The sequence below is a fragment of the Clostridium sp. DJ247 genome (assembly GCF_014231265.1).
Window position 1 is genome coordinate 22,428 of sequence record NZ_JABAIW010000027.1, and the last position, 21,497, is coordinate 43,924.

Below are 21,497 nucleotides of genomic sequence, written 5' to 3' on the forward strand. Positions count from 1 at the left end.
AGGCATTTTAATTAAAACATTTTCTGGCAATAATAGTAGTCGGAGGTGTTTAAAATGTCACGGTTGGAAGGCTTAGTAAAAGAAGGTAATTTAATAGATGTAGAAGTAATTACAGCTAGCAAAATATTAAATGTATAATTAGTTCTTAGACTTTTTACGAAAGTCCTTAATAGTTAACCTAAAAATTAACATTAGTGCATACAAAAATACTACTAAAATTAGTATAAGCATGATTAGATTACGGTGCCCAGTTTGTTCAATTAATAATTCAAAATCTTTCATAACAACACCACCTAAATAAGTTTTTTAGTTATTTTATGTATTTAACGAAATTTAATTCAAGATGAGAGTTTATTTTTGAAACTCTCATTTTAAATTAAATTTGGTTAAACAGTTTATAATAAAGTGTACGAGCTACTAGAATTAAAACCGAAAGCCTATAAAAAAAGAGAAGCTAGTAGAAGTCATATTATAGTGGTATAATTTATAAATGAATAAATTGTAGATTTGGAAAGGGGATAACATACATTGAAACTAAATAAGTTCAAATGTACTTGTGGCTGCGACAAACTTAAAACCCTAATATTTAACATAAAAAAAGACAGAGAGCTTTTAGAATGTAAAGAATGTAGACAAAGGTGGAGAAGAGTAGGCTTAAAGTATAAAGAAGAAAAGTAGTACATCTTAAAATGTTGTAAATACAAAGGCTTTATAACATTGAATACTTTTATGAAATAGTACGATTTTGAAAAATTTTTATACGTTAAAGAATAAGCTGGCAAGATAACGCCAGCTTTTTTATCAGTGGAAAAACATTGGTTTGACTTACTTATAGATATGTATTAGAATTATATTAAGATTAATATAACTAAATAAGACAGTTCGTAACCATCCTGTCTATAAACAAAACTAGGAATTTTCTACTAGCAATAGGGATTTGTTTTGTACATATAGGGGCAGTACGCCTCTTTTTTATTGCTATATAAAGGTATAATATACTTGTACCTTTAATAAGCTATCTTCAATTGCTAATAGTAAAGAAGTTTGTTTTTACAGGGCGGTATGCCCTTTTTGTTTTGGTAAAATTTTTACTAAGAGAGGTTAGATATGAAAAAAATCGGAATAACCACAACTGTACCAATAGAAGTACTTATTGCTGCAGGTTATAAAGTGATAGATCTTAATAATATTTTTGTAACATCAGAAAATTATAGTAAATATATTGATATAGCTGAAAGAGAAGGGTTTCCTAAAAGTTGTTGTGCATGGAAGAAGGGCTTGTATGGAGTTTGTGTAGAACATGAAATAAAAGAAATAGTGGGAGTTACAGAAGGAGATTGTTCTAATACTAAAGCATTAGAAGAAGTATTAGACATGCAGGGTGTAAAGGTATATCCATTTGCATACCCACATAGTCACAATATTAAAGATATAAAAAGGTCTATAGATTCTTTTATGGATATTTTTCAAGTAAATATGGAACAGGTAGAAGGTGTTAGACAAAGAGTGAACAAGGTTAGAAAGTTAGTAAAAAAACTTGATAAACTAACCTTTGAAGAAAATAAAGCAACAGGCTTTGAAAATCACTTATATCAAGTAAGCGCTAGTGATCTTAATAGTGATATTGCAAAGTTTGAAATTGATATAAGTAAAAAGATAATTGAAATAGAGCAAAGAAAACCAATAGAGAAAAAAATAAAACTTGGTTATATTGGAGTGCCGCCAATGACTTGCGATATTTATGATTATGTAGAAAAGTTCAATGCTCATTTTGTATATAACGAAGTTCAAAGGGAGTTTGCATTCCCAAGAGCAGAATATGCTAAAAACATATATGAGCAGTATTATGATTATACATATCCATACAATATTAAATTTAGATTAAAGGATATAAAAAAGCAAATACAAGAAAGAAAAATAGATGGAATCATACACTATACTCAAGCCTTTTGTTATAGACAAATAGAGGACATAGTTATAAAAAAAGAGCTGGGTATACCTGTACTCAATATAGAAGGAGACAAACTCAATTATTTAGATGCGAGAACTAAACTAAGAATTGAAGCATTTTTAGACATGCTTATGGATTCCAAGATGTTTAAATAGGCTTAGAAAGTTTACAAGAAGGTGAGGATTTGGAAAGACTTGGAATAGATTTGGGGAGTAGAGAAGTAAAGATAGTTTTACTAAAAGCTAATGAAATAGTGAAAAAATTTAAAATAAGCACTATATCTTTCTATAGAGATTATTGTAATTTCAATGGAAAGATAGTTGTAGATTTACAAAAGTTAGATATAGGAATAGTAGATTCTGCCGTATCTACTGGTTATGGAAGAAACAATACTGATTTAAGCTTCTTTACACCTATAAATGAAATAAAAGCACATGTATATGGAGCTTTATTTCAGACCAACATAAAAGATTTTATATTATTAGATGTGGGAGGCCAAGACGTTAAGGTAGTTAAAGTAGAAAAAGGAGTTATTACAGATTTAGAATTAAATGAAAAATGTGCTGCATCCTGCGGAAGGTATTTAGAAAATATGTCAAATGTACTAGAGATACCTTTAGATGAAATGTTTAGCTATCATGATAATCCTATAGAACTTAATTCTACCTGTGCAGTTTTCTCAGAGTCAGAACTCATAGGAAAAATAGCTGAAGGTATAAGCACTGAAAGGCTTTGTGCTGGAGTAAATTATTCGCTTTACAAAAGACTTCAACCACTATTAACTAAGTTTTATGGTAAAACCCTTGTGTTATCAGGTGGAGTAGCACGAAACAGTGCATTAAAGGAATATCTAAAAAATGATTATAATGAAATAATTACATTACCTGATGCTCAGTTTAATGGAGCTCTAGGATGTTGTTATTATGCAGAAAGGATGGATTTATAATGAAAAAAGCTGTAGTTTTATTATCTGGCGGTCTTGATTCAAGTACAGCAGTTTATTTAGCTAAGAAAGAGGGATATGAAGTATACGCTATATCCTTTGACTATGGACAAAGACATAACAAGGAACTTAACTGTGCAAAAAATGTAGCTGAAGCTGCTGGAGTTAAGGAGCATATTATTGTTACAACTAATATGAATGCATGGGGAGGATCAGCTTTAACTGATGATAACATAGATGTACCAGATGGAAAAGAAATTAATAAAGAAATCCCTGTTACTTATGTTCCTGCAAGAAATATGATATTTCTTTCTTATGCAGCATCTTATGCAGAAGCAATAGGTGCCCAAGATATTTATATAGGAGTTAGTGAAGTAGATTATTCAGGTTATGTTGATTGTAGAGAAGAATTTATAAAAGCCATGGAGAATGCCATAAATAACGGTACAGTATGTGCTGTAGAGAATGATAAAAAAATAAAAATTCATACTCCATTTATAAATATGAAGAAATCAGATGAAATAAAGCTAGGTATGGAGTTAGGTGTAGATTATAGCTTAACTTGGTCTTGTTATAGAGGTGAAGAATTGGCTTGTGGAACTTGTGACAGTTGTATACTTAGAATAAAAGCCTTTGAAGAAGCAGGTTATGAAGATCCAATTGCGTACAAGTAAAACAATTAAAGGAGAATTAATCAAATAAGAAAAGTAATTTCACTTTTCAGCATGTAAATCTATGATAGAATAAATGCATAAAATACGAAAAAATAGTTAATAAAATTTACTTATGAGGAATCTGTAGGCAATATATGTTGTTTACAGATTTTTATATTAATTAAGGCTATTTGATGAAATAAATTAACTGGAATATAATTATAATAAATTAACGGATAATTTTATTTGGAAACTGAAAGGTGGGGAAATATGATATATGATTTTGATAAAATAATACATAGAAAAAATACAAATTGTGTAAAGTGGGATGCGGTAGAACGTATATATGGTGACAAGGATGTTATTCCTATGTGGATAGCAGATATGGATTTTCAGGTGGCAGAGCCTATTGCAAGGGCTGTAGAAAAAAGAGCTCAACATGCTATATATGGGTATAGTTTAAAAGATAAGGAATATAATGAGGCAGTTGTAAATTGGATGAAAAAAAGACATAATTGGGATATAAAAACTCAGTGGATTACATTTACTCCAGGTGTAGTACCTGCGTTAAACTTTATAGTAAGAGGCTTTACAAGTCCAGGTGATGAGGTTATTATTCAAACACCTGTTTACCACCCTTTCTATGATGCAATAAAAAATAATGGTGCTCAAATAGTGAAAAATCCATTAAAATACGAAGATGGCAAGTATTACATGGATTTTGAGGATTTAAAAAATAAAATAACAGATAGAACAAAGCTTTTAATATTAAGCAATCCCCATAATCCAGTTGGAAGAGTATGGACTAAGGAAGAACTAACTCATTTGGGAGAAATATGTTTAAGAAATAATATATTAGTGATTTCAGATGAAATACATTTTGATCTTGTATATAAAGGTTTTAAGCACACTGTTTTTGCTTCTATAAGTGAAGAATTTGCACAAAACTCTATAATATGTACAGCTCCAAGTAAGACCTTTAATATAGCAGGACTACAAGTTTCTAATATTATAATTCCAAATACTAAGTTAAGAAAAGCCTTTAGAACAGAAATAGAGAATAGTGGTATCGACGAGCCTAATGCATTTGCAACAGACGCCTTAAAAGCAGCGTATAATGAAGGTGAAGAATGGTTAGAACAATTAATGGAGTACTTAGAAGGTAATATTGATTATCTTTTGCAGTTTTTTCAAGAGAAAATACCAAAATTAAAAGTTATAAAACCTGAAGGAACTTACTTGGTTTGGATTGATTGTTCAGAACTAAATATGAACAGAGATGAATTGAAGGAGTTTTTTGTAAAAAAAGTTAAATTAGGCTTTAGTAATGGAATAATGTTTGGGGAAGAAGGTGCACAATTTCAAAGAATAAATGTAGCTTGTCCAAGAAGTGTTTTGAAAGATGCTTTAGAAAGAATTGAAAGAGAAGTGAATAAGCTTAGCATATATCCTAGCATAAGTTAAATTTAAGTTGTGGGTATCTGTATAAAATATGTTTATTGAGAGTTGGGAGGGGTTTATTATGTCAAAACTGTTTTCGAAATTCAAAGTGAAAAATTTAGAGATTAAAAATAGGATTGTAATGCCACCTATGTGTATGTATAGCTCAGATAATAATGGTAGTGTAAAACCATGGCATTATGTACATTATGTTACTAGGGCAATTGGTGGAGTAGGATTAATTATTGTAGAAGCTACAGCTGTTGAAGGTAGAGGAAGGATAAGTGATAGAGATTTAGGAATATGGGATGACTCTCATATAGATGGATTAAAAAGTATAGTTGATGAAGTTAAAAAGCACGGAGCAAAAATAGGAATACAACTTGGGCATGCTGGAAGAAAATGTGAAGTTCACAGCGAACAAATCATAGCTCCAAGTGCTATAGCATTCAACGATAAATATAAAACTCCAAAGGAAATGAGTAAAGAAGATATAGTTAATGTTATAAGACTATTTAAGGATGCAGCTTTGAGAGCTGAGAAGGCTGGATTCGATGTAATAGAAATACATGGTGCGCATGGATACCTAATTAATGAATTTATGTCTCCTCTTTCAAATAAAAGAGAAGATGAGTATGGTGGAAACATAGAAAATAGAGCTAGATTTCTTAAAGAGATAACAAAAGCGGTTAGAGAAGTATGGCCAAAAGAGAAACCTTTAATATTAAGAGTTTCAGCAGAGGATTTTGTTGAAGAAGGAAACCATGATATAGATACTGCAAAGATAATTAATTTAGTTAAAGATGAGGGAATTGATATAATAAATGTTAGTTCAGGAGCGGTTGTATCAGCACACATAAATGTTTATCCGGGATATCAAGTTAAGTATGCAGAAACTATAAAAAGAGAATGTTCAATACCTGTTATGGCAGGTGGATTAATAACAACAGCTTCAATGGTAGAGGAAATATTACAAAATGACAGGGCTGATTTAGTATATATAGGAAGAGAGCTTTTAAGAAATCCATATTGGGTATTGCATGCAGCTAGTGAATTAGGAGAAGATTATTCATGGCCTTCACAATATGATAGAGCAAGATAGTATAGATAACCATGCCCGAAATTTAACTTATACTCCAGTATATATTACCATGTTTCGTCACGTTAAATATTTTTAATTAGTCTAAAGCTCAAATTTGAAAAAAACCTAAGAACTTTGATAAACTCGTACCTCAAACATATCTAAAGTTCTAAGGTTTTTCTCAAATTTTCGCTAAGACTAATAAAAAATATTTAAATGTGACGAAACATTGGTAATATATACTTACGTATAAGTTAAATTTAAATTGTGATTATCTGTATTATAAAACTTAGGAGGTATACTTTTAATGTTAAGTTATGTTGTAGCTATAGCTAATAATAGAGTTATAGGTAAAGATAACAAGTTACCATGGCACTTGCCGGAAGATTTAAAAAGATTTAAAGAAATTACAACCAGTGGTACAAAAACTATAATTATGGGTAGAAAAACCTTTGAATCCTTACCTAAAAAACTACCAAATAGAAAACATATAGTTATAACAAGAAACAAAGACTATAAAATAGGAGATGAAGAGGTTACTATAATTAATGATCTAAAGTATTTAGAAAATATGATTGGAGATTATAAAGAGTACTTTGTTATAGGTGGAGCAGAAATTTTCTCTGAGTTGTTTCCTTACTCAAAAAAAATGTATATAACAAGAATTTATGAGGATTTTCAAGGAGATACTTTTTTCCCATACTATAATGAAGAACAATGGTGTGTTGTTCATAGTGAAGAAGGTATAGTTAATCGAGAAAATAAATTTGAACATAAATTTATTACTTTAGAGCGTAAGTAATATTTTAAGCCGTATATATTTTACTAATAGAAAGGTAGAATTTATAGCAATAAGTATTTTTATAAATTCTACCTTTTAAAATTACCTATTTATATTATATCCTGTATTTCTGATACAGTGCTCTATCTGTCCAGCATTAGCAGGTGGGTTATATTGAATATCAACGGTACCAGCAGCAAGGTTTACTTCAATTTCCTGAACTCCCTCTATTTTATCAAGAGCATTTTTAAGTTTTGTTTTACTTTGAGAACCGGCCATGCCAGAAACATTGTAATGTAATGAATTCATATACATTCTTCCTTCCTTCAGTAATATATTTATATCTTAAATATTTTTATAAGGTAAATTTTAAGTGCCAATATAGTATTAGAAAAAAATACGAGTTTTATAAGGTTTTTATACTTATTTAATACTAGTTTTTATTTCTGTATTGGTATAGCTAAATGATTTCATAGGTATAATTTATTATAGGTATTGAATATTTTATTATAAAGCATAGTTTTTATTAAAAGCTTAATAGAGGTGATATGTATGCCTGAAAAGTATTGGCCAGAAACAGTAATATTATGGGGAGCAGGAGCTACAAAACCTCTTGGACTCTATGCTACAAAAGATTTAATACAACTGGTTATAAGAATAAACAAAAATGATTTTTCTTTTTTAAAGGAAAAAGATAAAGGGTTAAGAGATGAATTTATAAAGCTTGTAAAAGAAGATTTAATTAAAGATTCCAAGCTTTCAGAGATATATGATATAAAAGCGCTGGAGACTATAATAAATACAAACACTAAATTTAATATGCATGAACTCTTTACTATGCTGGATCAATTAATTGATAATGATATGGGATTTAATGCATTCTGCAATGGAAAGACAGAATTTTTAAGAGTAGAAAGAATAAAAGGTGCCAAAAGGTGTTTAATTTTGCTTATAGAAGAATTAGAGAGACTTAGTATACAAAAAAGACCAGGTTACATGGATAACAGAGAAGTAGAAGCTTATTACCAATTCTCCAAAATACTTACAGAACTAATGGTGGAAGAGGCACAATGTTTTGAAAAAAGAGGTTATAGAAGAGATACTAGAAGATTTTATTTATATTCTTATGCTATAGTCTCCTTCAATTGGGATCCAGTGTTGCTCTGGAATATATTCAACGCTCATAAAGAACATAATGATAACCCAATAAAGTTACAGGATGGATTAAAATTGCGGTTATTTGATGATTTTGGTACAAAAATTGCATCTACAGAAATAGGAAGCAGTGAATCTGAAATATGGTATACTGCAGATGAATCACAATGTAAGCGTGTAAATGACTATGAATACCCATCTAGAATTTTTAGAATAGGAAAAATTCTTTTTCCACATGGAATTTTTGGTTCTAGAATATGTCCAGAGTGCGGTAAGTATATAACAACCTTTGGGTCGAAATGGGATAAACTATCAACTGAAGCCTTTGGTCCATCTGTAGCAGATGGGTTACAAAAAAACTGGAATTACAAGACAAATAAAGAGTTAGAATATAAAAGAGGAGCTATAGAGTGCCCTTACTGTGGTCAAATTACTTATCCTTACGATATGCCATTAATAATGCAGACCTTAGCAAAGAAAAGAAGTATACCTCCTTTAGAGGAAATAAAAACTGAAATGGGATTATTAATGAAAAATGCTAAACATATAATTTTTGCTGGATATAGTTTACCTTTGGATGACATAATGGTAAAAACATTTTTTATGTCTTCTATATCAGGAAATGATAGAAACAAACTTAAATGTACTGTTATTAATTATGATGAAAATTATAGTGGAAGTAATGATTGGCTATCAGGAGAAGAAATAAATCAGTATATAAAAGAAAGTAAAAATAAAACTGTAGTTGAGTGTATAGAAAATATTTGTGATATATTTAATATTGAAAATATAAGAGTCTCATTAAAAGGATTGCCTAATGTATTTAATACAGGTGAAAAATGTAGTAAAAATAAAGTAATTGATTTATTATATCCAAAAGAATACTTTAAAGAAGGTTTTCCAGTTATAAGAGATTAAACGTATAAGCAAAAGTTAAAAAATTTTATTCACAACATATAAATTATTTTATAAAGGAAAACATTCATAATCAATGAAAGTTGAATTTTTAACTTTCTAATTGAAATTTTAACAAAACATGATAAAATGAAAATGTCGGTATTCTTATGAAACCGAACTGTAATTTTATAAAAAATGATCCGAATTATATCCATGAAAAAGGAATAAGAACGGAGGAGAGTTATGGAAAAAGAATTAAAAACTTCAACTAGGTTTAACACAAGACAACTGGCTGTTATTGGAATGCTTTCTGCTATTTCAATAGTATTAGGTACAACAGGATTAGGTTTTATACCTATTCCACCTATAAAAGCCACAATTATGCATATACCAGTTATTATAGGTGCTATATTAGAAGGACCTTTAGTTGGTGCGTCGGTAGGATTAATCTTTGGAATCTTTAGTATTGTACATGCTATTACCACACCTACCCCAGTTTCTTTTGTACTTTTAAATCCTCTTGTGTCAGTGTTACCAAGAGTACTAATTGCTTTTACATCCTACTATACTTATAAAGTTATAAAAACTAATTTTAAAGCTTTAAACATATCAGTTGCAGCGGCTATAGGTTCTTTAACAAACACTTGCGGTGTGCTTGGAATGATATACTTAATATACTTAGGACCATATGCTAAAGCTTTAAAGATAAGTGTTAGTGCTACTAAAGCTACAATATGGGCTGTAGCCTTAACTAATGGTATACCAGAAGCAATATTATCAATGGTAATTACAGTTTCTATTGTAACTGCAGTTACTAAAATAAGAAACAGATAAAACATATTTAATCCCTAAGTTTAATATTAAGCTTAGGGATTTTCTAATTTAAGTTTCCACCGTGAAATCCTATAGATAGTTATAGCTTAAATTTAACTTATACGTAGGAATATGTTACCAAAACTGAAAACACATTTAAATATTTTTTTATTAGTCTTAGCGAAAATTTGAGAGAAATCTTAGAACTTTAGATATGTTTGAGGTACGAGTTTATCAAAGTTCTTAGGTTTTTCTCAAATTTAAGCTTTAGACTAATTAAAAATATTTAACGTGTTGAAGTTTGGTAACATATTCCGGAGTATAAGTTAAATTTCGGGCATGCTTATCTATATATTTGCCTTATTTAAAGTTTCTTTTAAAGTTTTAGCAGAATCTTTTAATTGAGAGGCTTCTTCCTGTGATAAAGGAAATTCTAATACTTTTTTTATTCCCCTAGCACCAATTACACTAGGAACTCCAATATAAACGTCTTCTAAATCGTACTCTCCTTTTAGGAGTGTTGAAACAGTTAATATAGAGTTTTCGTCTCTTAAAATTGCTTCAACAATTTTTCGTATAGCTAAAGCTACAGCATAGTAGGTTGAGCCTTTCCTATTTATAACTTCGTAAGCTGCATTTTTTACATCGCTTGCAATTTGTTCCTTATAACATTGATTACAATCTTTCATAATAAAATTACAATAATCATTTAAAGGCATTCCAGCTATTGATGTTAGGCTCCAAGTAGCTATTTCAGAATCACCGTGTTCACCCATTATATAAGTATGAATGTTTCTAGTGTCAACGTCAAAATGTTCGCTTAACATATATCTTAATCTAGAAGTATCTAGTACAGTACCAGAACCAATTACTCTTTCAGCTGGAAAGCCAGATAATTTATAAGTGATATAGGTTAACACATCTACAGGATTAGATACAACTAATAGTATTGCATTAGGATTATATTTAACTACTTCAGGTATAATTGACTGAAATATCTTATAATTTTTGTTTATTAAATCTAATCTAGTTTCTCCAGGTTTTTGACCAGCACCTGCTGTTATAATTACAATATCAGAATCTTTGGTATCAGAATAATCTCCTGCTGTAATATTAACAGGTTTAACAAAAGATGCTCCATGAGATAAGTCCATTGCCTCACCTTCTGCTTTATCTTTATTAATGTCAACAATCACAATATCAGAAGCTAATCCGGCTGTCATTAGAGCGAAAGCAGTAGTGGAACCTACAAATCCAGCTCCTACAATAGATATCTTAGTACTTTTAATTTTCATGATAAAACCTCCAATTTATACAAAAACAAATAATACATAATAATTAAGATTATTTTCTTTATAAATATAAAATATTCCTATTTAATATCTATATTATATATTAAATAGGAAAAATTATCAATTAGGAAAGATTATTTTTTAATTAGTAACTACATAAAAATAATTTTGAAGGTAACTATATATTTAGTTAGAATAAATAATGGACTATAAAATCAATTTTTAAACTTTTTTTAGAGCTGTATTGAAGATTATAAAAATATTCAAATTATATCATAATAAATATATGTGCGTATATATTATAAAAAGTTATTCTAATATTATCTTTCTAATAATAAATATAAAGTTAGCAAATATTAATATTTGCTAACGTATGTTAGAGTAATAAAAAATTATATATAATTAAGATAGAAAGCTTACTATAAAAGGTTAGGAGAGATGTAAAATGACATTAGAAAATAATGAAATAAACTCCATGAATGAAGTTATAAATAATGTTGAATCATCAATGAGGGTGGTAAAAACTGGAGAAATTGTTAAAGGAAAAATAATTTCAGTAACTGATAACGAAGCGATAATAAATATAGGATATATGTCAGATGCTATATTGCCTAAGAATGAGGTTAATAATAGTTCAGAAGTAAGTTTAAAGGATATTTTAAATGAAGGCGATGAAATTTATACCTATATTCTAGATATGAATGATGGAGACGGGAATGTTTTAGTTTCAAAAATAGCTGCAGATAGAGTAAAGGTTTGGGATGAACTTGAGAATTATCTAAAAAACGATTCTACTTTTGAAGTTACTGTAAATGAGGTTGTTAAAGGGGGAGTTGTAACATATGTAAACACTGTTAGAGCATTTATACCAGCCTCTCAACTTTCAATTTCATATGTTGAAGATTTAAATGAGTACATAGGGGAAAGGTTAAATGTAAAAGTTATTGAACTAGATAAGAGTAAAGCCAAAGTTGTGTTATCCAGAAAAGAAGTAGAAAAAAGTGAATTAGAAGCTAAAAAACTATCACTTTTGAAGAATATAAAGCCAGGAGAAAAATTAGAAGGTACAGTAAGTAGAATAACAAGTTTTGGAGCATTTGTGGATTTAGGTGGGATTGATGGGCTTATTCATATTTCTGAGTTATCATGGAAAAGAGTCAATGACCCATCAGAAGTGGTTTCAGTTGGAGATAAAGTAGAGGTATATGTGCTAGAGGTCAACAAAGATAAAAATAAAATTTCTCTTTCGCTAAAAGATATAAGTAAAGACCCTTGGAATGATATTGAAAATAAGTATAAAGTAGGACACGTAGTTGATGGAGTAGTTTCAAAGTTTTTAAACTTTGGAGCTTTTGTAGAGCTAGAGCCTGGAGTTGAGGGATTAGTTCATATTTCAGAGATTTCTGAGGACCGTATATCAAAACCATCGGATATATTAAATATAGGTAATAATGTTAAAGTAAAAATTTTAGATGTTAACAAAAAAGAAAAGAAAATAAGTTTAAGTATTAAAGAAGCAGTAGAAAAACCAAAAGAAGATTTCAAAAAATATGTGGATAAAAATAATTCAGGAGTAACTCTTGGAGATTTGTTTAAGGATAAGCTAAAAAATTTTAAATTTGATTAGAAGATTATATAAAAACAAGTTTTGGTATTTGAGCTAAAACTTGTTTTTTAATTTTTTACTTATTCACAATAGAATATATGTTCGACATTACTTGAAAGATATCGAAAATTCATGCCTGAGGTTAACTAAAGGGGCTGTATAGTTTAAAATTTGACAAAAAATAACCGGATTTTAATATACAATTGTATTATTATATGGTAAAATATACATAATGACTTATGTATCAGTATTTTTGTGTTTTTTGTAAGGTTTTTATTTGATCTAAATATAACGTAATAAAATTGCGAAAAAATGTTTATATTATAAATTATACAAGTTTTATTTGTTTGGTATATAAACTATATTTTGTAAGTAAATATAGTTATTTGGTGTATTTAAATATATAAGCAAAAGGTTGGTGTTTTTGTGCAGTATAAATTCTCGCAGCTTATAGAAATAGAGAGGCTGAATAGCTTAATACAAAGCGTCTATTCTATTACAGGTATAAATTGCAGCATAGCGGAACTAGATAGGGAATTATCTATTATACTAGAGAGTAAAGATACGTTTAAGGATTCACATAAAGGAACCATAAGAAAGGTTGTAGAAAAGGTTAGAAAAAAAGAGAAGGCTATTATTTATAAATGCAGAAGAGGTCTAATATATGTAGCTGTGCCTATTTTTATAGAAGGTATATATACTGCCACAATTTTAGTAGGACAAATATTTCTAAAGCAATCAGAAACAGATTTTGAGAAAAAATTGTATGATAACATAGAAGATTATAACGGTAAATATATAAACCAGGTAAAGGAAATTCCTATAGTTTCTAAAAATAAAGTTCGGAGTTTAGTTAACTTTTTATTAGATATAGGAAACATTATTGAAAATATAGGAAACAGGCATTTGAAGGAACTAGAAATAAATAAAAAGTTAAATAGAAGTTATTCAGAGTTGGCAAGTGTTTATAAGCAGCTTCACACAGCTGAACATAAATTAAGAAATCAATATTATGAGTTAGAAAGAATGGCTTATTATGATTCACTTACAGGATTACCAAATACTAATTTCATACAAAAACATCTAAAAAGTCATATAAAAAAAGAAAATAACCAGAAACTTGGAGTAATATATATTGATTTAGACAACTTTAAAAATGTTAATGATACCTTTGGACACCAGTACGGAGACAAGTTACTAAAAAATGTAGGAAGTCAGTTAAATACAATACTTAACAAAAAGTGTATAGTAGCAAGAACTGGTGGAGATGAGTTTCTAATATTACAGTATGGAATAGATACTAAGGAAGACGTTGAGAATAATATAAAAATGTTACTATCTAATCTAAATAAAATGTGGGTATTAGAAGGAAAGGAATTTATTGTATCAGCTAGTATAGGAGCAGTTGTTTATCCAGATGACGGAGAAAACTTTAGTGCTATAATTAGAAATGTAGATATAGCTGTAAATAAAGCAAAACATTTGGGGAAAAATTCTTATGTATTCTTTCAAAATTCTATGTATGAGGAAATTTATAGAAAGACTGAGATGGAAAAAGAACTTAGAAATGCAATTAAAAACCATGAGCTAAATCTATATTATCAACCTCAAGTAGATGCAAAAACTGGTAGAGTAGTTAGTGTAGAGGCACTACTTAGGTGGAATAGTAAAAAATTTGGATGGGTATCCCCGTTAGAATTTATTAAAGTAGCAGAAGAAACAGGTCTTATTGTTCCTATTGGACAATGGGTTTTAAGGACTGCATGTACTCAATACATGGATTGGAAAAAACAGGGATATCATTGTGAGTTTATAGCAGTAAATGTTTCAGTAATTCAAATTCAAAAATCAAATTTTTTAAGTTCATTGAATGAAATTTTGAATGAAACAGGAATGCAGTTAGAGTGTTTAGAACTGGAGATAACAGAAAGTGTAATGATGGAGACATTAGAATCCAATCTAAAGGTATTAAGTGAAATAAGAAACATGGGTATTAGAATAGCACTTGATGATTTTGGAACTGGATATTCATCTTTAAATTACTTAAAATGTTTACCTATAAATACACTTAAGCTAGATAAAACCTTTATAGATGGGTTATGCGAAAGCTCTTATGAAGAAATAATAACCCATGAAATTATAAATTTAGCTCATAAAATGAAGCTAGATGTTACTGCTGAGGGGGTAGAGGTTGAGGAACAATTAAAATCTCTCATTAAAAAAGAATGTAATAGAATACAGGGGTATTATTTTAGTAAGCCTTTCCCAGCAGAACAAATTGAAGACATACTAAAGGTAGGATCTTTTGATATTTATAAATAAGATCTTAAGTCAACAGTCTTGTATAGTTACGTATAAGATTGTTATTTCTTTTTACAATTGTATGTTAACACTTTGTTATAAAGGAATAGCGAAAAAAAGTCTATATATAATGATGTATAGTATAATATTGAAAGCAGGTGAAATTTGTGAAGATTAAACAAAAATTTATATTGTGGTTCATATCATTTTCTATAGTGCCAATAATTGCTTTAGGGTCAATGGTTTATTTTATTATTAAAGATAGTAGCATTAAAGATGCATATAGTACCTTACAAAGTTCTCAAAAGTCTTCCATGAAATCTTTTCAAAGTAATATGGAGATGGTTGAAAAAACATCTCAAAATATTTCGCAAAATCCAATATTAAAAAGTTATTTAGAGCTATACTACTCAAATCAGAAAAATGAAACCTTATCAGAACAAGTTATAAATATTTTTGAAAGATACATGAATAATTATTCAATTTATGAAACCTTAGCTGTTATAGACAAAAATGGTATATGTTTAACTGATGCCCATAATGTATTATCAGGAAAAGATCTTAAGGATATGGAATACTTCACTAATGTAAAGAATAGTAAAAAGCAATATATATCAAAAGTCAAGAAAAGCTCTAGTACAGGTAAACCTGTAACTGTGGTAACAACGCCTGTGTTAGAAGATAATGGGGAGTTATTGGGTGTTGTAATTACAAGTGTTAACTTAAGTGATATATCAAATGAATTTATTAATAACGTTAAAATAGGTGATAGTGGTTATATATATGTGGTTGAATCAGATGGAACAGCTATAGCGCATATTAATAGTGATGAGTTACTTAAGAAAAACATTTTAAATATAAGCATAGGGAAACAAATACTTAATAATAAAAAAGGAATTGGCAAATATACATATAATGGTGTTACAAAATTAGTTGCTTACGATACTGACGCTAATAAGGGGTGGACTTTTATTGCTACTATAACTTTGAATGAGTTAACAAAAGTGAGTAATAAGGTAATTACATTAATGTTGATTTTTATTGCTGTATCTGTAGTAGCATGTATAGGTCTAGCAATTGCACTTTCAAAGAATTTGTCTAATTCTATAGTTGAAGTATCAGATAGTATGGCAAAAGTAGCTAAAGGAGATTTTACTGTAGAAGTTACTAGTAAAGGAAAAGATGAAATATCAGGTATGTCTCAAAAATTAAATCAAACATTAGATAGCTTAAAACAATCTATATCCGGGGTTAAAGATATAGCTAGTATAGTGGGAGATTCTGCAGAAAATTTATCTGCTACTTCAATGCAAATGCATACGGCTTCTAGTGAAGTATCTGCAGCAATTAATAATATAGCAGAAGGAGCTACGAATCAAGCTAATGAACTTATGGATATTGTGCGTCTTCTAGATGAATTTTCTAAAGAATTAAAGACGGTTGAGGATAATATCCTAAATGTTAATGATAGAACCGTTGATACCCAAAATAAAGCTCAAGAAGGTAAAGGCGAAATAGATTTATTGATGAACTCCATAGGAAAAATAAAAGATTCTTTTGAAACGGTAGTATCGAAAGTAAATAACCTATCAGGAACTGTCTCTAAGATAGGAAATATAACTGATGCAATAAATACCATATCAGAACAAACCAATCTTTTAGCTTTAAATGCGGCTATTGAGGCTGCTAGAGCTGGCGAACAGGGAAGAGGTTTTGCAGTAGTTGCAGATGAGGTAAGGAAACTTGCAGAAGAATCAAAACAATCCTCTGAGGAAATTTTAAGTTTAATAAAGTCTATATCAAGTGAAACTGATGAAGTAATAGATAATACAAAAGAAGTAAAATCATTGCTAGATGATCAAGAGGGCATAGCTATGAATACTATAAAGTCTTTTGTAGGTATAATTAAATCTGTTGAAGACATAGTTCCGCTTATGGAGCAGACAAAGGTATCTGTGAATAACACTAATGAGTCCAAAGACAAAGTTGTTAATAAGGTACAAAGCATATCTGCTGTAGCAGAGGAAGTGTCAGCATCGTCGGAAGAGATTTCAGCTTCTACTGAAGAATTGTTAGCTTCTAGTGAAGAGGTAACAAAACTAGCATTAAAAGTAGATGAGGCGTCTAAAGATTTAAGAAGCAAAGTTGGGATTTTTAAAATAAATAGATAACCATGCCCGAAATTTAACTTATACTCCGGAATATGCTGCCAAGCTTCGGCACGTTAAAAACTTTTAATCAGTCTAAAGTTTTTAAAAGTGCCATCAGTTTTGGCAGCATATTCCTACGTATAAGTTAAGTTCTGACTAAGGAATCCTATAAATTATAATTATAAGAGTATTTTAATCTTTGTTTTTTAGTGTACAATATTTAAAATAATCTATAAGTGATTTATGCATTCTTAATATGTTGAATATAACGTCTATAGTTGGATATCCTATAATTGTGATAAAATCAATAAAATAATTATGATATTTCAAAATTTCTCCAGGAATGGTGGAATCTTTTGCAAAGACAGTTTCAGAGTTGGTAAGTACACATAGCATAGTTAAAATAAATGCATAATTATAGCTATTTACATATGTGCTTTTCATCCTCTGTCCAAGCAGTATATTGTTTATAAAAGAATAAGTTGCTTTTCTTGGTAGGCTGAGATTAATTGAAGTAATCATAATTTTCACCTTTAAAATTGCTTGTAATATTAATATATGATTAAGGTCATAAAATGTAACTATACAAAACTTTAAACTAATAAAAATGTTTTTTAGATAAAAATTCATAAAAAAGTTGTTGACAACATATAAATAGTATATTATAATCAATAACTGTGTGGTAAATAAATCACATTTTGGGATATCGCCAAGCGGTAAGGCAATGGACTTTGACTCCATCACTCGTAGGTTCAAATCCTGCTATCCCAGCCATTTGGTTTACTAGCTCAGTCGGTAGAGCACATGACTTTTAATCATGGTGTCCGGGGTTCGATTCCCCGGTAAGCCACCAATTAAATATGCAGGTGTGGCGGAATTGGCAGACGCACTAGACTTAGGATCTAGCGCCAACGGCGTGGGGGTTCGACTCCCTTCACCTGCACCATTTAATATAATGCCAGTTAAGATTGATGTTTTATCAATCTTTTTTTGTTTTTCAATATTTTATCTCATAGCTGACTGCCACTAATACCCTCATTAATTGAAGCTTCACTTTATTTATATCGAAATCATTTAATATTATCCTAGTATTAGAATATAATTTATATAATATTGTAAAAATATAATGAATGGCTTAGTAGTTTATTAAGGAGGTAACAGCAGTTGTTAAAAACTGTGACAAAATATGATTTTAGAGGATAAAACCATCTGAAAAGGATAACTTATTTTATGAAAATAACAATAAAAGCATTATTGATAAATGAAACAAATGAACAAATCAAAATTATAGATAACATGATGCTTATATTTTCTACTGTTGTAAGGTTTGCATTTAAGAGAATATTGCAAGGTAAAAACATTGGAGATTTGGAGAAAGAAATAGCGTACAAATACAATCTAAATATAAGACAGGCAAAAGATGCAGTAGAATCGGCAAGGCAAACTATTGCTTCACAAAAAGAGTTAGTAAAAATGAATTATGAAAATTACACTAAAAAAGTTACTGTAATTGAAAATATTTTAGGGGACAAAAAGAAAAATCTATCAGAGAAGAAACGAAATGCTTTACTTAAAAATTAGATAAAAGACAAAGAAAAGCTAATCAATTTAAGAGTTTTATCGATACTAGCACTATTCCATCTGTAGTTTTTGGTACTAAAAAGATGCTCTTAAAAAGGTGTAAGGGGCTTATATCTAACGAAGAATGGAAAGCCTGTAGAAACAATCATATTTATTCAAGAGGAGATAAGACTAAAAAAGGCAATCCAAATTTAAGAGTAATACTAAGTAATGGTATGAGTTATCTTCAAATATCAACATTTGAAAAAACTGAAACTAACAGAGCAATAAAAATTGAAGTACCTATATATTTACCACAAAAATTATCAAAGAAGACAGGTAGAGTAAATGGCACTAATTATAGAGAATTATTTTTAAATCATTTAGCTACAGGTAATGCTTATCAAGTAGAAATGATTAAGAAAAAGGATAAATGTTATTGTCATATAACCTTTGAATTATCTAAAGCAGATGTAATATATACAGAGCATAATGGGATTATAGGCATAGATACCAATCCAGATGGATTTGCTCTAACTATGATAGATAATAAAGGTAATTATAAGTGGAATACCTATTTAAAACAGCATGAATTACTCTATTCTAGAAGCAATAGGAGATCAAATTTATGTGGTGAATTAGTTAAGCAAGTTATCTTCATTGCTAAAACTTATAACTGTGGCGTATCTATAGAGGACTTAAAATTTAAGAATGATAAAGATGTTCAAAGTAAATTTGCAAGAATAAAACATGGTTTTATATATTCAAAGTTGTTAACAATGGTTGAGGCTTCTTGTTATAGAGAAGGAATAGAATTAATTAAAGTAAAACCACAGTATACAAGTAAAATAGGGCTTTATAAATACTGTCATCAGTATGGAATGGCAGTTCATAATGGGGCTGCTATGGTAATAGCTAGAAGAAGTTACAAGTTTAAAGAAAAAATACCTAAAATATTAAAAGATAAGCTTGTTGATAACATTCAACTATTTGACCAAAAGAATGATTGGAGTAAATGGAATTGTATAGATAAAATTATAAAGAGAAAGGTAGGTGAAAGGCCTGATTCTTGGATAGTAAATAGGAAACGAATATTAGGAATAGCATAAGTCTTAATTTTCAAGATATAAAGACTGCCAAAGTACACCTAGAAGGAAAGGCTTTGGTGGAATAATATATTTGAGGAATGGGTAACACCCATAATCTTGTAGGACTTAAGCAGAGAGCCAAAATCTGTGATTTTGTGCGAATCACTTACTCCTTTGAGGAACGAAAAGGAGTTTCCTTAAAGAAGTCTTAAGGTATTACTTAAATGTAAAGCGAGATTTTAAGATAGTTATCTTAATCCTAGTAGTTGAATCCTGTGATACTACCGTTCTATTTAGTGGATAGAATGAAAAACTATGCAAGAATCAATTTGTCATAGTTTTAGAAATCAGGGCTCTTGATGGATAATATAATTGGCGGTTTAGTACCAGAGTTACTTCTGATATTAGTGTTAACCTTAGTCAATGCCTTTTTTTCCGCATCTGAAATGTCTATTATATCTTTAAATAAAAGTAGAATAACTTATCTTGCAGAGGAAGGAAATGAAAAAGCAAGTATAATATTAAAGCTTTTGGAGGAACCAAGCAGATTTCTTGCAATTATCCAAGTTGGAATTACTTTAGCAGGATTTTTTGCCAGTGCTTCTGCTGCAACAACTGTTTCTAATAGATTTTCTATATTTTTACAAGGTTTTAATGTGCCATATAGCGATAAAATATCTGTTGTAGTGGTAACTGTATTACTAGCATACTTTACTCTTGTATTTGGTGAATTATACCCTAAAAGAGTTGCACTGCAAAAATCAGAAGAAATAGCTATGTTTGCAGCTAAACCTATTTTAGTTGTATCAAAAATAATAATGCCTTTTGTAAAATTACTATCTGGATCTACTAATTCTTTAATTAAATTATCCGGAATGAGTCTTGAAGATTTAGAAGAAAAAGTATCTAAGGAAGAAATTAGATCTTTAATAGAAGTAGGTCAGGAAAAAGGAGTAATTAACGAAACAGAGAAGGATATGATAAATGGTATATTTGAATTCGATGATACTATAGCAAGAGAAGTTATGACTGCAAGAACTGATGTATTTGCTATAGATGGAAGCAAACATAATGATATAATTTTAGATGAAATATTAAAAGAGAAGTATTCTAGAATTCCAGTATATGAAGAAGATACTGATAATATAATAGGCATACTATATATAAAGGATTTATTCAGTAAAATAGCAAAATCCTCTATAGATAAGATAGATATAAAACAATTACTAAGGCCTCCTTATTTTGTACCTGAAACCAAGAATATAGATGTGTTATTTAAAGAACTTCAAGAAACAAAAAATCACATGGCAATTCTTATTGATGAATATGGCGGGTTTTCAGGTATTGTTACAATAGAAGACTTAATTGAAGAGGTAATGGGGAATATATTTGATGAGTATGACGAATATGAGCAAAATATAAAAAAGATAGATAAAGACACTTATGTGGTTAATGGATTGCTTCCTATAGACGAAGTAAATGAATTATTAGATTTGGATTTACAGTCGGAAAACTCAGATACTATAGGTGGATTTGTCATCGATTTGCTTGGAAGTATTCCGATAGAAAACGAGGAAAACACTATAGAATATGAGAATATTATTTTTAAAATAGAAAAAGTAAGTGAGAAAAGAATAGAAAAATTAAAAATATATGTGAATCAGGAAAAATGAAGATAGCTTTTATACAAAATCATGTGATTTATTAAACAAAAGTTTTATAAATATGGGTGGAATTCATTAATTAGTCTTTTATTTGTGTAAATATATTAATCAGTGTTTTAAGT

The 21,497-nt window shown here is 29.2% G+C and carries 19 protein-coding genes and 3 tRNA genes; 18 read left to right on the plus strand and 4 right to left on the minus strand.

Annotated features, from left to right (window positions below):
• Positions 1-138: 138 nt before the first annotated feature.
• On the minus strand, positions 139-282 hold the full coding sequence (locus HGI79_RS12145; RefSeq protein WP_185650954.1) for a hypothetical protein: 144 nt from the start codon (positions 280-282) through the stop codon (positions 139-141).
• A gap of 246 nt (positions 283-528) precedes the next feature.
• Between HGI79_RS12145 and HGI79_RS12150 the strand changes: the two genes are divergently transcribed.
• From HGI79_RS12150 to HGI79_RS12180, 7 genes are all read left to right on the plus strand, one after another.
• A complete protein-coding gene (locus HGI79_RS12150) occupies positions 529-678 on the plus strand; it encodes a hypothetical protein (RefSeq protein ID WP_185650955.1) in 150 nt (49 codons plus the stop codon).
• A gap of 429 nt (positions 679-1,107) precedes the next feature.
• On the plus strand, positions 1,108-2,106 hold the full coding sequence (locus HGI79_RS12155; protein ID WP_185650956.1) for a 2-hydroxyacyl-CoA dehydratase: 999 nt from the start codon (positions 1,108-1,110) through the stop codon (positions 2,104-2,106).
• Between the two features lie 29 nt (positions 2,107-2,135).
• Positions 2,136-2,897 carry an acyl-CoA dehydratase activase gene (locus HGI79_RS12160; RefSeq protein WP_185650957.1) on the plus strand — a complete coding sequence of 254 codons (762 nt, stop codon included), beginning with the start codon at positions 2,136-2,138 and terminating at the stop codon, positions 2,895-2,897.
• The gene (gene queC, locus HGI79_RS12165; protein ID WP_185650958.1) at positions 2,897-3,568 is read left to right on the plus strand and encodes a 7-cyano-7-deazaguanine synthase QueC; all 672 of its coding nucleotides are present in this window, start codon (positions 2,897-2,899) and stop codon (positions 3,566-3,568) included. The genes HGI79_RS12160 and queC overlap by 1 nt, the downstream gene beginning before the upstream one ends.
• 249 nt (positions 3,569-3,817) lie before the next feature.
• A complete protein-coding gene (locus HGI79_RS12170; protein WP_185650959.1) occupies positions 3,818-5,011 on the plus strand; it encodes a MalY/PatB family protein in 1,194 nt (397 codons plus the stop codon).
• A 58-nt stretch (positions 5,012-5,069) separates the two neighbouring features.
• The gene (gene namA / locus HGI79_RS12175) at positions 5,070-6,089 is read left to right on the plus strand and encodes an NADPH dehydrogenase NamA (protein ID WP_185650960.1); all 1,020 of its coding nucleotides are present in this window, start codon (positions 5,070-5,072) and stop codon (positions 6,087-6,089) included.
• A gap of 286 nt (positions 6,090-6,375) precedes the next feature.
• Positions 6,376-6,870 carry a dihydrofolate reductase gene (locus HGI79_RS12180; RefSeq protein ID WP_185650961.1) on the plus strand — a complete coding sequence of 165 codons (495 nt, stop codon included), beginning with the start codon at positions 6,376-6,378 and terminating at the stop codon, positions 6,868-6,870.
• 81 nt (positions 6,871-6,951) lie between these two features.
• On the opposite strand, the gene HGI79_RS12185 is transcribed toward HGI79_RS12180, so the two are convergent.
• Positions 6,952-7,158, minus strand: coding sequence for a heavy-metal-associated domain-containing protein (locus HGI79_RS12185; protein WP_185650962.1), 207 nt, complete (start codon positions 7,156-7,158; stop codon positions 6,952-6,954).
• Positions 7,159-7,401: 243 nt separating this feature from the next.
• On the opposite strand from HGI79_RS12185, the gene HGI79_RS12190 reads away from it, so the two are divergent.
• Positions 7,402-8,922 (plus strand): hypothetical protein, encoded by a 1,521-nt coding sequence (locus HGI79_RS12190; RefSeq protein WP_185650963.1) that lies wholly within the window; start codon positions 7,402-7,404, stop codon positions 8,920-8,922.
• A gap of 222 nt (positions 8,923-9,144) precedes the next feature.
• Positions 9,145-9,735, plus strand: coding sequence for an ECF transporter S component (locus HGI79_RS12195; RefSeq protein WP_185650964.1), 591 nt, complete (start codon positions 9,145-9,147; stop codon positions 9,733-9,735).
• A 326-nt stretch (positions 9,736-10,061) separates the two neighbouring features.
• On the opposite strand, the gene HGI79_RS12200 is transcribed toward HGI79_RS12195, so the two are convergent.
• Positions 10,062-11,009, minus strand: coding sequence for an L-lactate dehydrogenase (locus HGI79_RS12200; RefSeq protein ID WP_185650965.1), 948 nt, complete (start codon positions 11,007-11,009; stop codon positions 10,062-10,064).
• A gap of 442 nt (positions 11,010-11,451) precedes the next feature.
• Between HGI79_RS12200 and rpsA the strand changes: the two genes are divergently transcribed.
• The 3 genes from rpsA (at position 11,452) to HGI79_RS12215 (ending at position 17,084) form a co-directional block, all read left to right on the plus strand.
• A complete protein-coding gene (gene rpsA, locus HGI79_RS12205) occupies positions 11,452-12,633 on the plus strand; it encodes a 30S ribosomal protein S1 (RefSeq protein WP_185650966.1) in 1,182 nt (393 codons plus the stop codon).
• 405 nt (positions 12,634-13,038) lie between these two features.
• A complete protein-coding gene (locus HGI79_RS23495) occupies positions 13,039-14,934 on the plus strand; it encodes an EAL domain-containing protein (RefSeq protein ID WP_185650967.1) in 1,896 nt (631 codons plus the stop codon).
• A gap of 146 nt (positions 14,935-15,080) precedes the next feature.
• Positions 15,081-17,084: a methyl-accepting chemotaxis protein gene (locus tag HGI79_RS12215; protein ID WP_185650968.1), complete on the plus strand. Its 2,004-nt coding sequence runs from the start codon at positions 15,081-15,083 to the stop codon at positions 17,082-17,084.
• A 171-nt stretch (positions 17,085-17,255) separates the two neighbouring features.
• On the opposite strand, the gene HGI79_RS12220 is transcribed toward HGI79_RS12215, so the two are convergent.
• Positions 17,256-17,585, minus strand: a complete 330-nt coding sequence (locus HGI79_RS12220) for a hypothetical protein (RefSeq protein ID WP_185650969.1) — start codon at positions 17,583-17,585, stop codon at positions 17,256-17,258.
• A gap of 177 nt (positions 17,586-17,762) precedes the next feature.
• Between HGI79_RS12220 and HGI79_RS12225 the strand changes: the two genes are divergently transcribed.
• The 6 genes from HGI79_RS12225 to HGI79_RS12245 all read left to right on the plus strand — a co-directional run bounded on the left by HGI79_RS12225 (position 17,763) and on the right by HGI79_RS12245 (position 21,384).
• Positions 17,763-17,837: transfer RNA gene (locus HGI79_RS12225), tRNA-Gln, on the plus strand.
• A gap of 3 nt (positions 17,838-17,840) precedes the next feature.
• A tRNA-Lys gene (locus HGI79_RS12230) sits at positions 17,841-17,916 on the plus strand.
• A 9-nt stretch (positions 17,917-17,925) separates the two neighbouring features.
• A tRNA-Leu gene (locus HGI79_RS12235) sits at positions 17,926-18,009 on the plus strand.
• A gap of 284 nt (positions 18,010-18,293) precedes the next feature.
• Entirely contained in the window at positions 18,294-18,644 is a 351-nt protein-coding gene (locus HGI79_RS22805; RefSeq protein WP_241428201.1) for a hypothetical protein, read from the plus strand.
• Positions 18,645-18,727: 83 nt separating this feature from the next.
• Positions 18,728-19,732 carry an IS200/IS605 family accessory protein TnpB-related protein gene (locus HGI79_RS12240; RefSeq protein ID WP_241428202.1) on the plus strand — a complete coding sequence of 335 codons (1,005 nt, stop codon included), beginning with the start codon at positions 18,728-18,730 and terminating at the stop codon, positions 19,730-19,732.
• Positions 19,733-20,070: 338 nt separating this feature from the next.
• The gene (locus HGI79_RS12245) at positions 20,071-21,384 is read left to right on the plus strand and encodes a hemolysin family protein (RefSeq protein ID WP_185650970.1); all 1,314 of its coding nucleotides are present in this window, start codon (positions 20,071-20,073) and stop codon (positions 21,382-21,384) included.
• The last annotated feature ends 113 nt before the right edge of the window (positions 21,385-21,497 follow it).

What these genes read in the sequence shown, in the direction of transcription:
- HGI79_RS12145 (WP_185650954.1), bottom strand. Translation starts at nt 282, where the DNA reads ATGAAAGATTTTGAATTATTAATTGAACAAACTGGGCACCGTAATCTA.
- HGI79_RS12155 (WP_185650956.1), top strand. Translation starts at nt 1,108, where the DNA reads ATGAAAAAAATCGGAATAACCACAACTGTACCAATAGAAGTACTTATT.
- queC (WP_185650958.1), top strand. Translation starts at nt 2,897, where the DNA reads ATGAAAAAAGCTGTAGTTTTATTATCTGGCGGTCTTGATTCAAGTACA.
- HGI79_RS12170 (WP_185650959.1), top strand. Translation starts at nt 3,818, where the DNA reads ATGATATATGATTTTGATAAAATAATACATAGAAAAAATACAAATTGT.
- namA (WP_185650960.1), top strand. Translation starts at nt 5,070, where the DNA reads ATGTCAAAACTGTTTTCGAAATTCAAAGTGAAAAATTTAGAGATTAAA.
- HGI79_RS12180 (WP_185650961.1), top strand. Translation starts at nt 6,376, where the DNA reads ATGTTAAGTTATGTTGTAGCTATAGCTAATAATAGAGTTATAGGTAAA.
- HGI79_RS12185 (WP_185650962.1), bottom strand. Translation starts at nt 7,158, where the DNA reads ATGAATTCATTACATTACAATGTTTCTGGCATGGCCGGTTCTCAAAGT.
- HGI79_RS12190 (WP_185650963.1), top strand. Translation starts at nt 7,402, where the DNA reads ATGCCTGAAAAGTATTGGCCAGAAACAGTAATATTATGGGGAGCAGGA.
- HGI79_RS12195 (WP_185650964.1), top strand. Translation starts at nt 9,145, where the DNA reads ATGGAAAAAGAATTAAAAACTTCAACTAGGTTTAACACAAGACAACTG.
- HGI79_RS12200 (WP_185650965.1), bottom strand. Translation starts at nt 11,009, where the DNA reads ATGAAAATTAAAAGTACTAAGATATCTATTGTAGGAGCTGGATTTGTA.
- rpsA (WP_185650966.1), top strand. Translation starts at nt 11,452, where the DNA reads ATGACATTAGAAAATAATGAAATAAACTCCATGAATGAAGTTATAAAT.
- HGI79_RS12220 (WP_185650969.1), bottom strand. Translation starts at nt 17,585, where the DNA reads ATGATTACTTCAATTAATCTCAGCCTACCAAGAAAAGCAACTTATTCT.
- HGI79_RS22805 (WP_241428201.1), top strand. Translation starts at nt 18,294, where the DNA reads ATGAAAATAACAATAAAAGCATTATTGATAAATGAAACAAATGAACAA.
- HGI79_RS12240 (WP_241428202.1), top strand. Translation starts at nt 18,728, where the DNA reads ATGCTCTTAAAAAGGTGTAAGGGGCTTATATCTAACGAAGAATGGAAA.
- HGI79_RS12245 (WP_185650970.1), top strand. Translation starts at nt 20,071, where the DNA reads ATGGATAATATAATTGGCGGTTTAGTACCAGAGTTACTTCTGATATTA.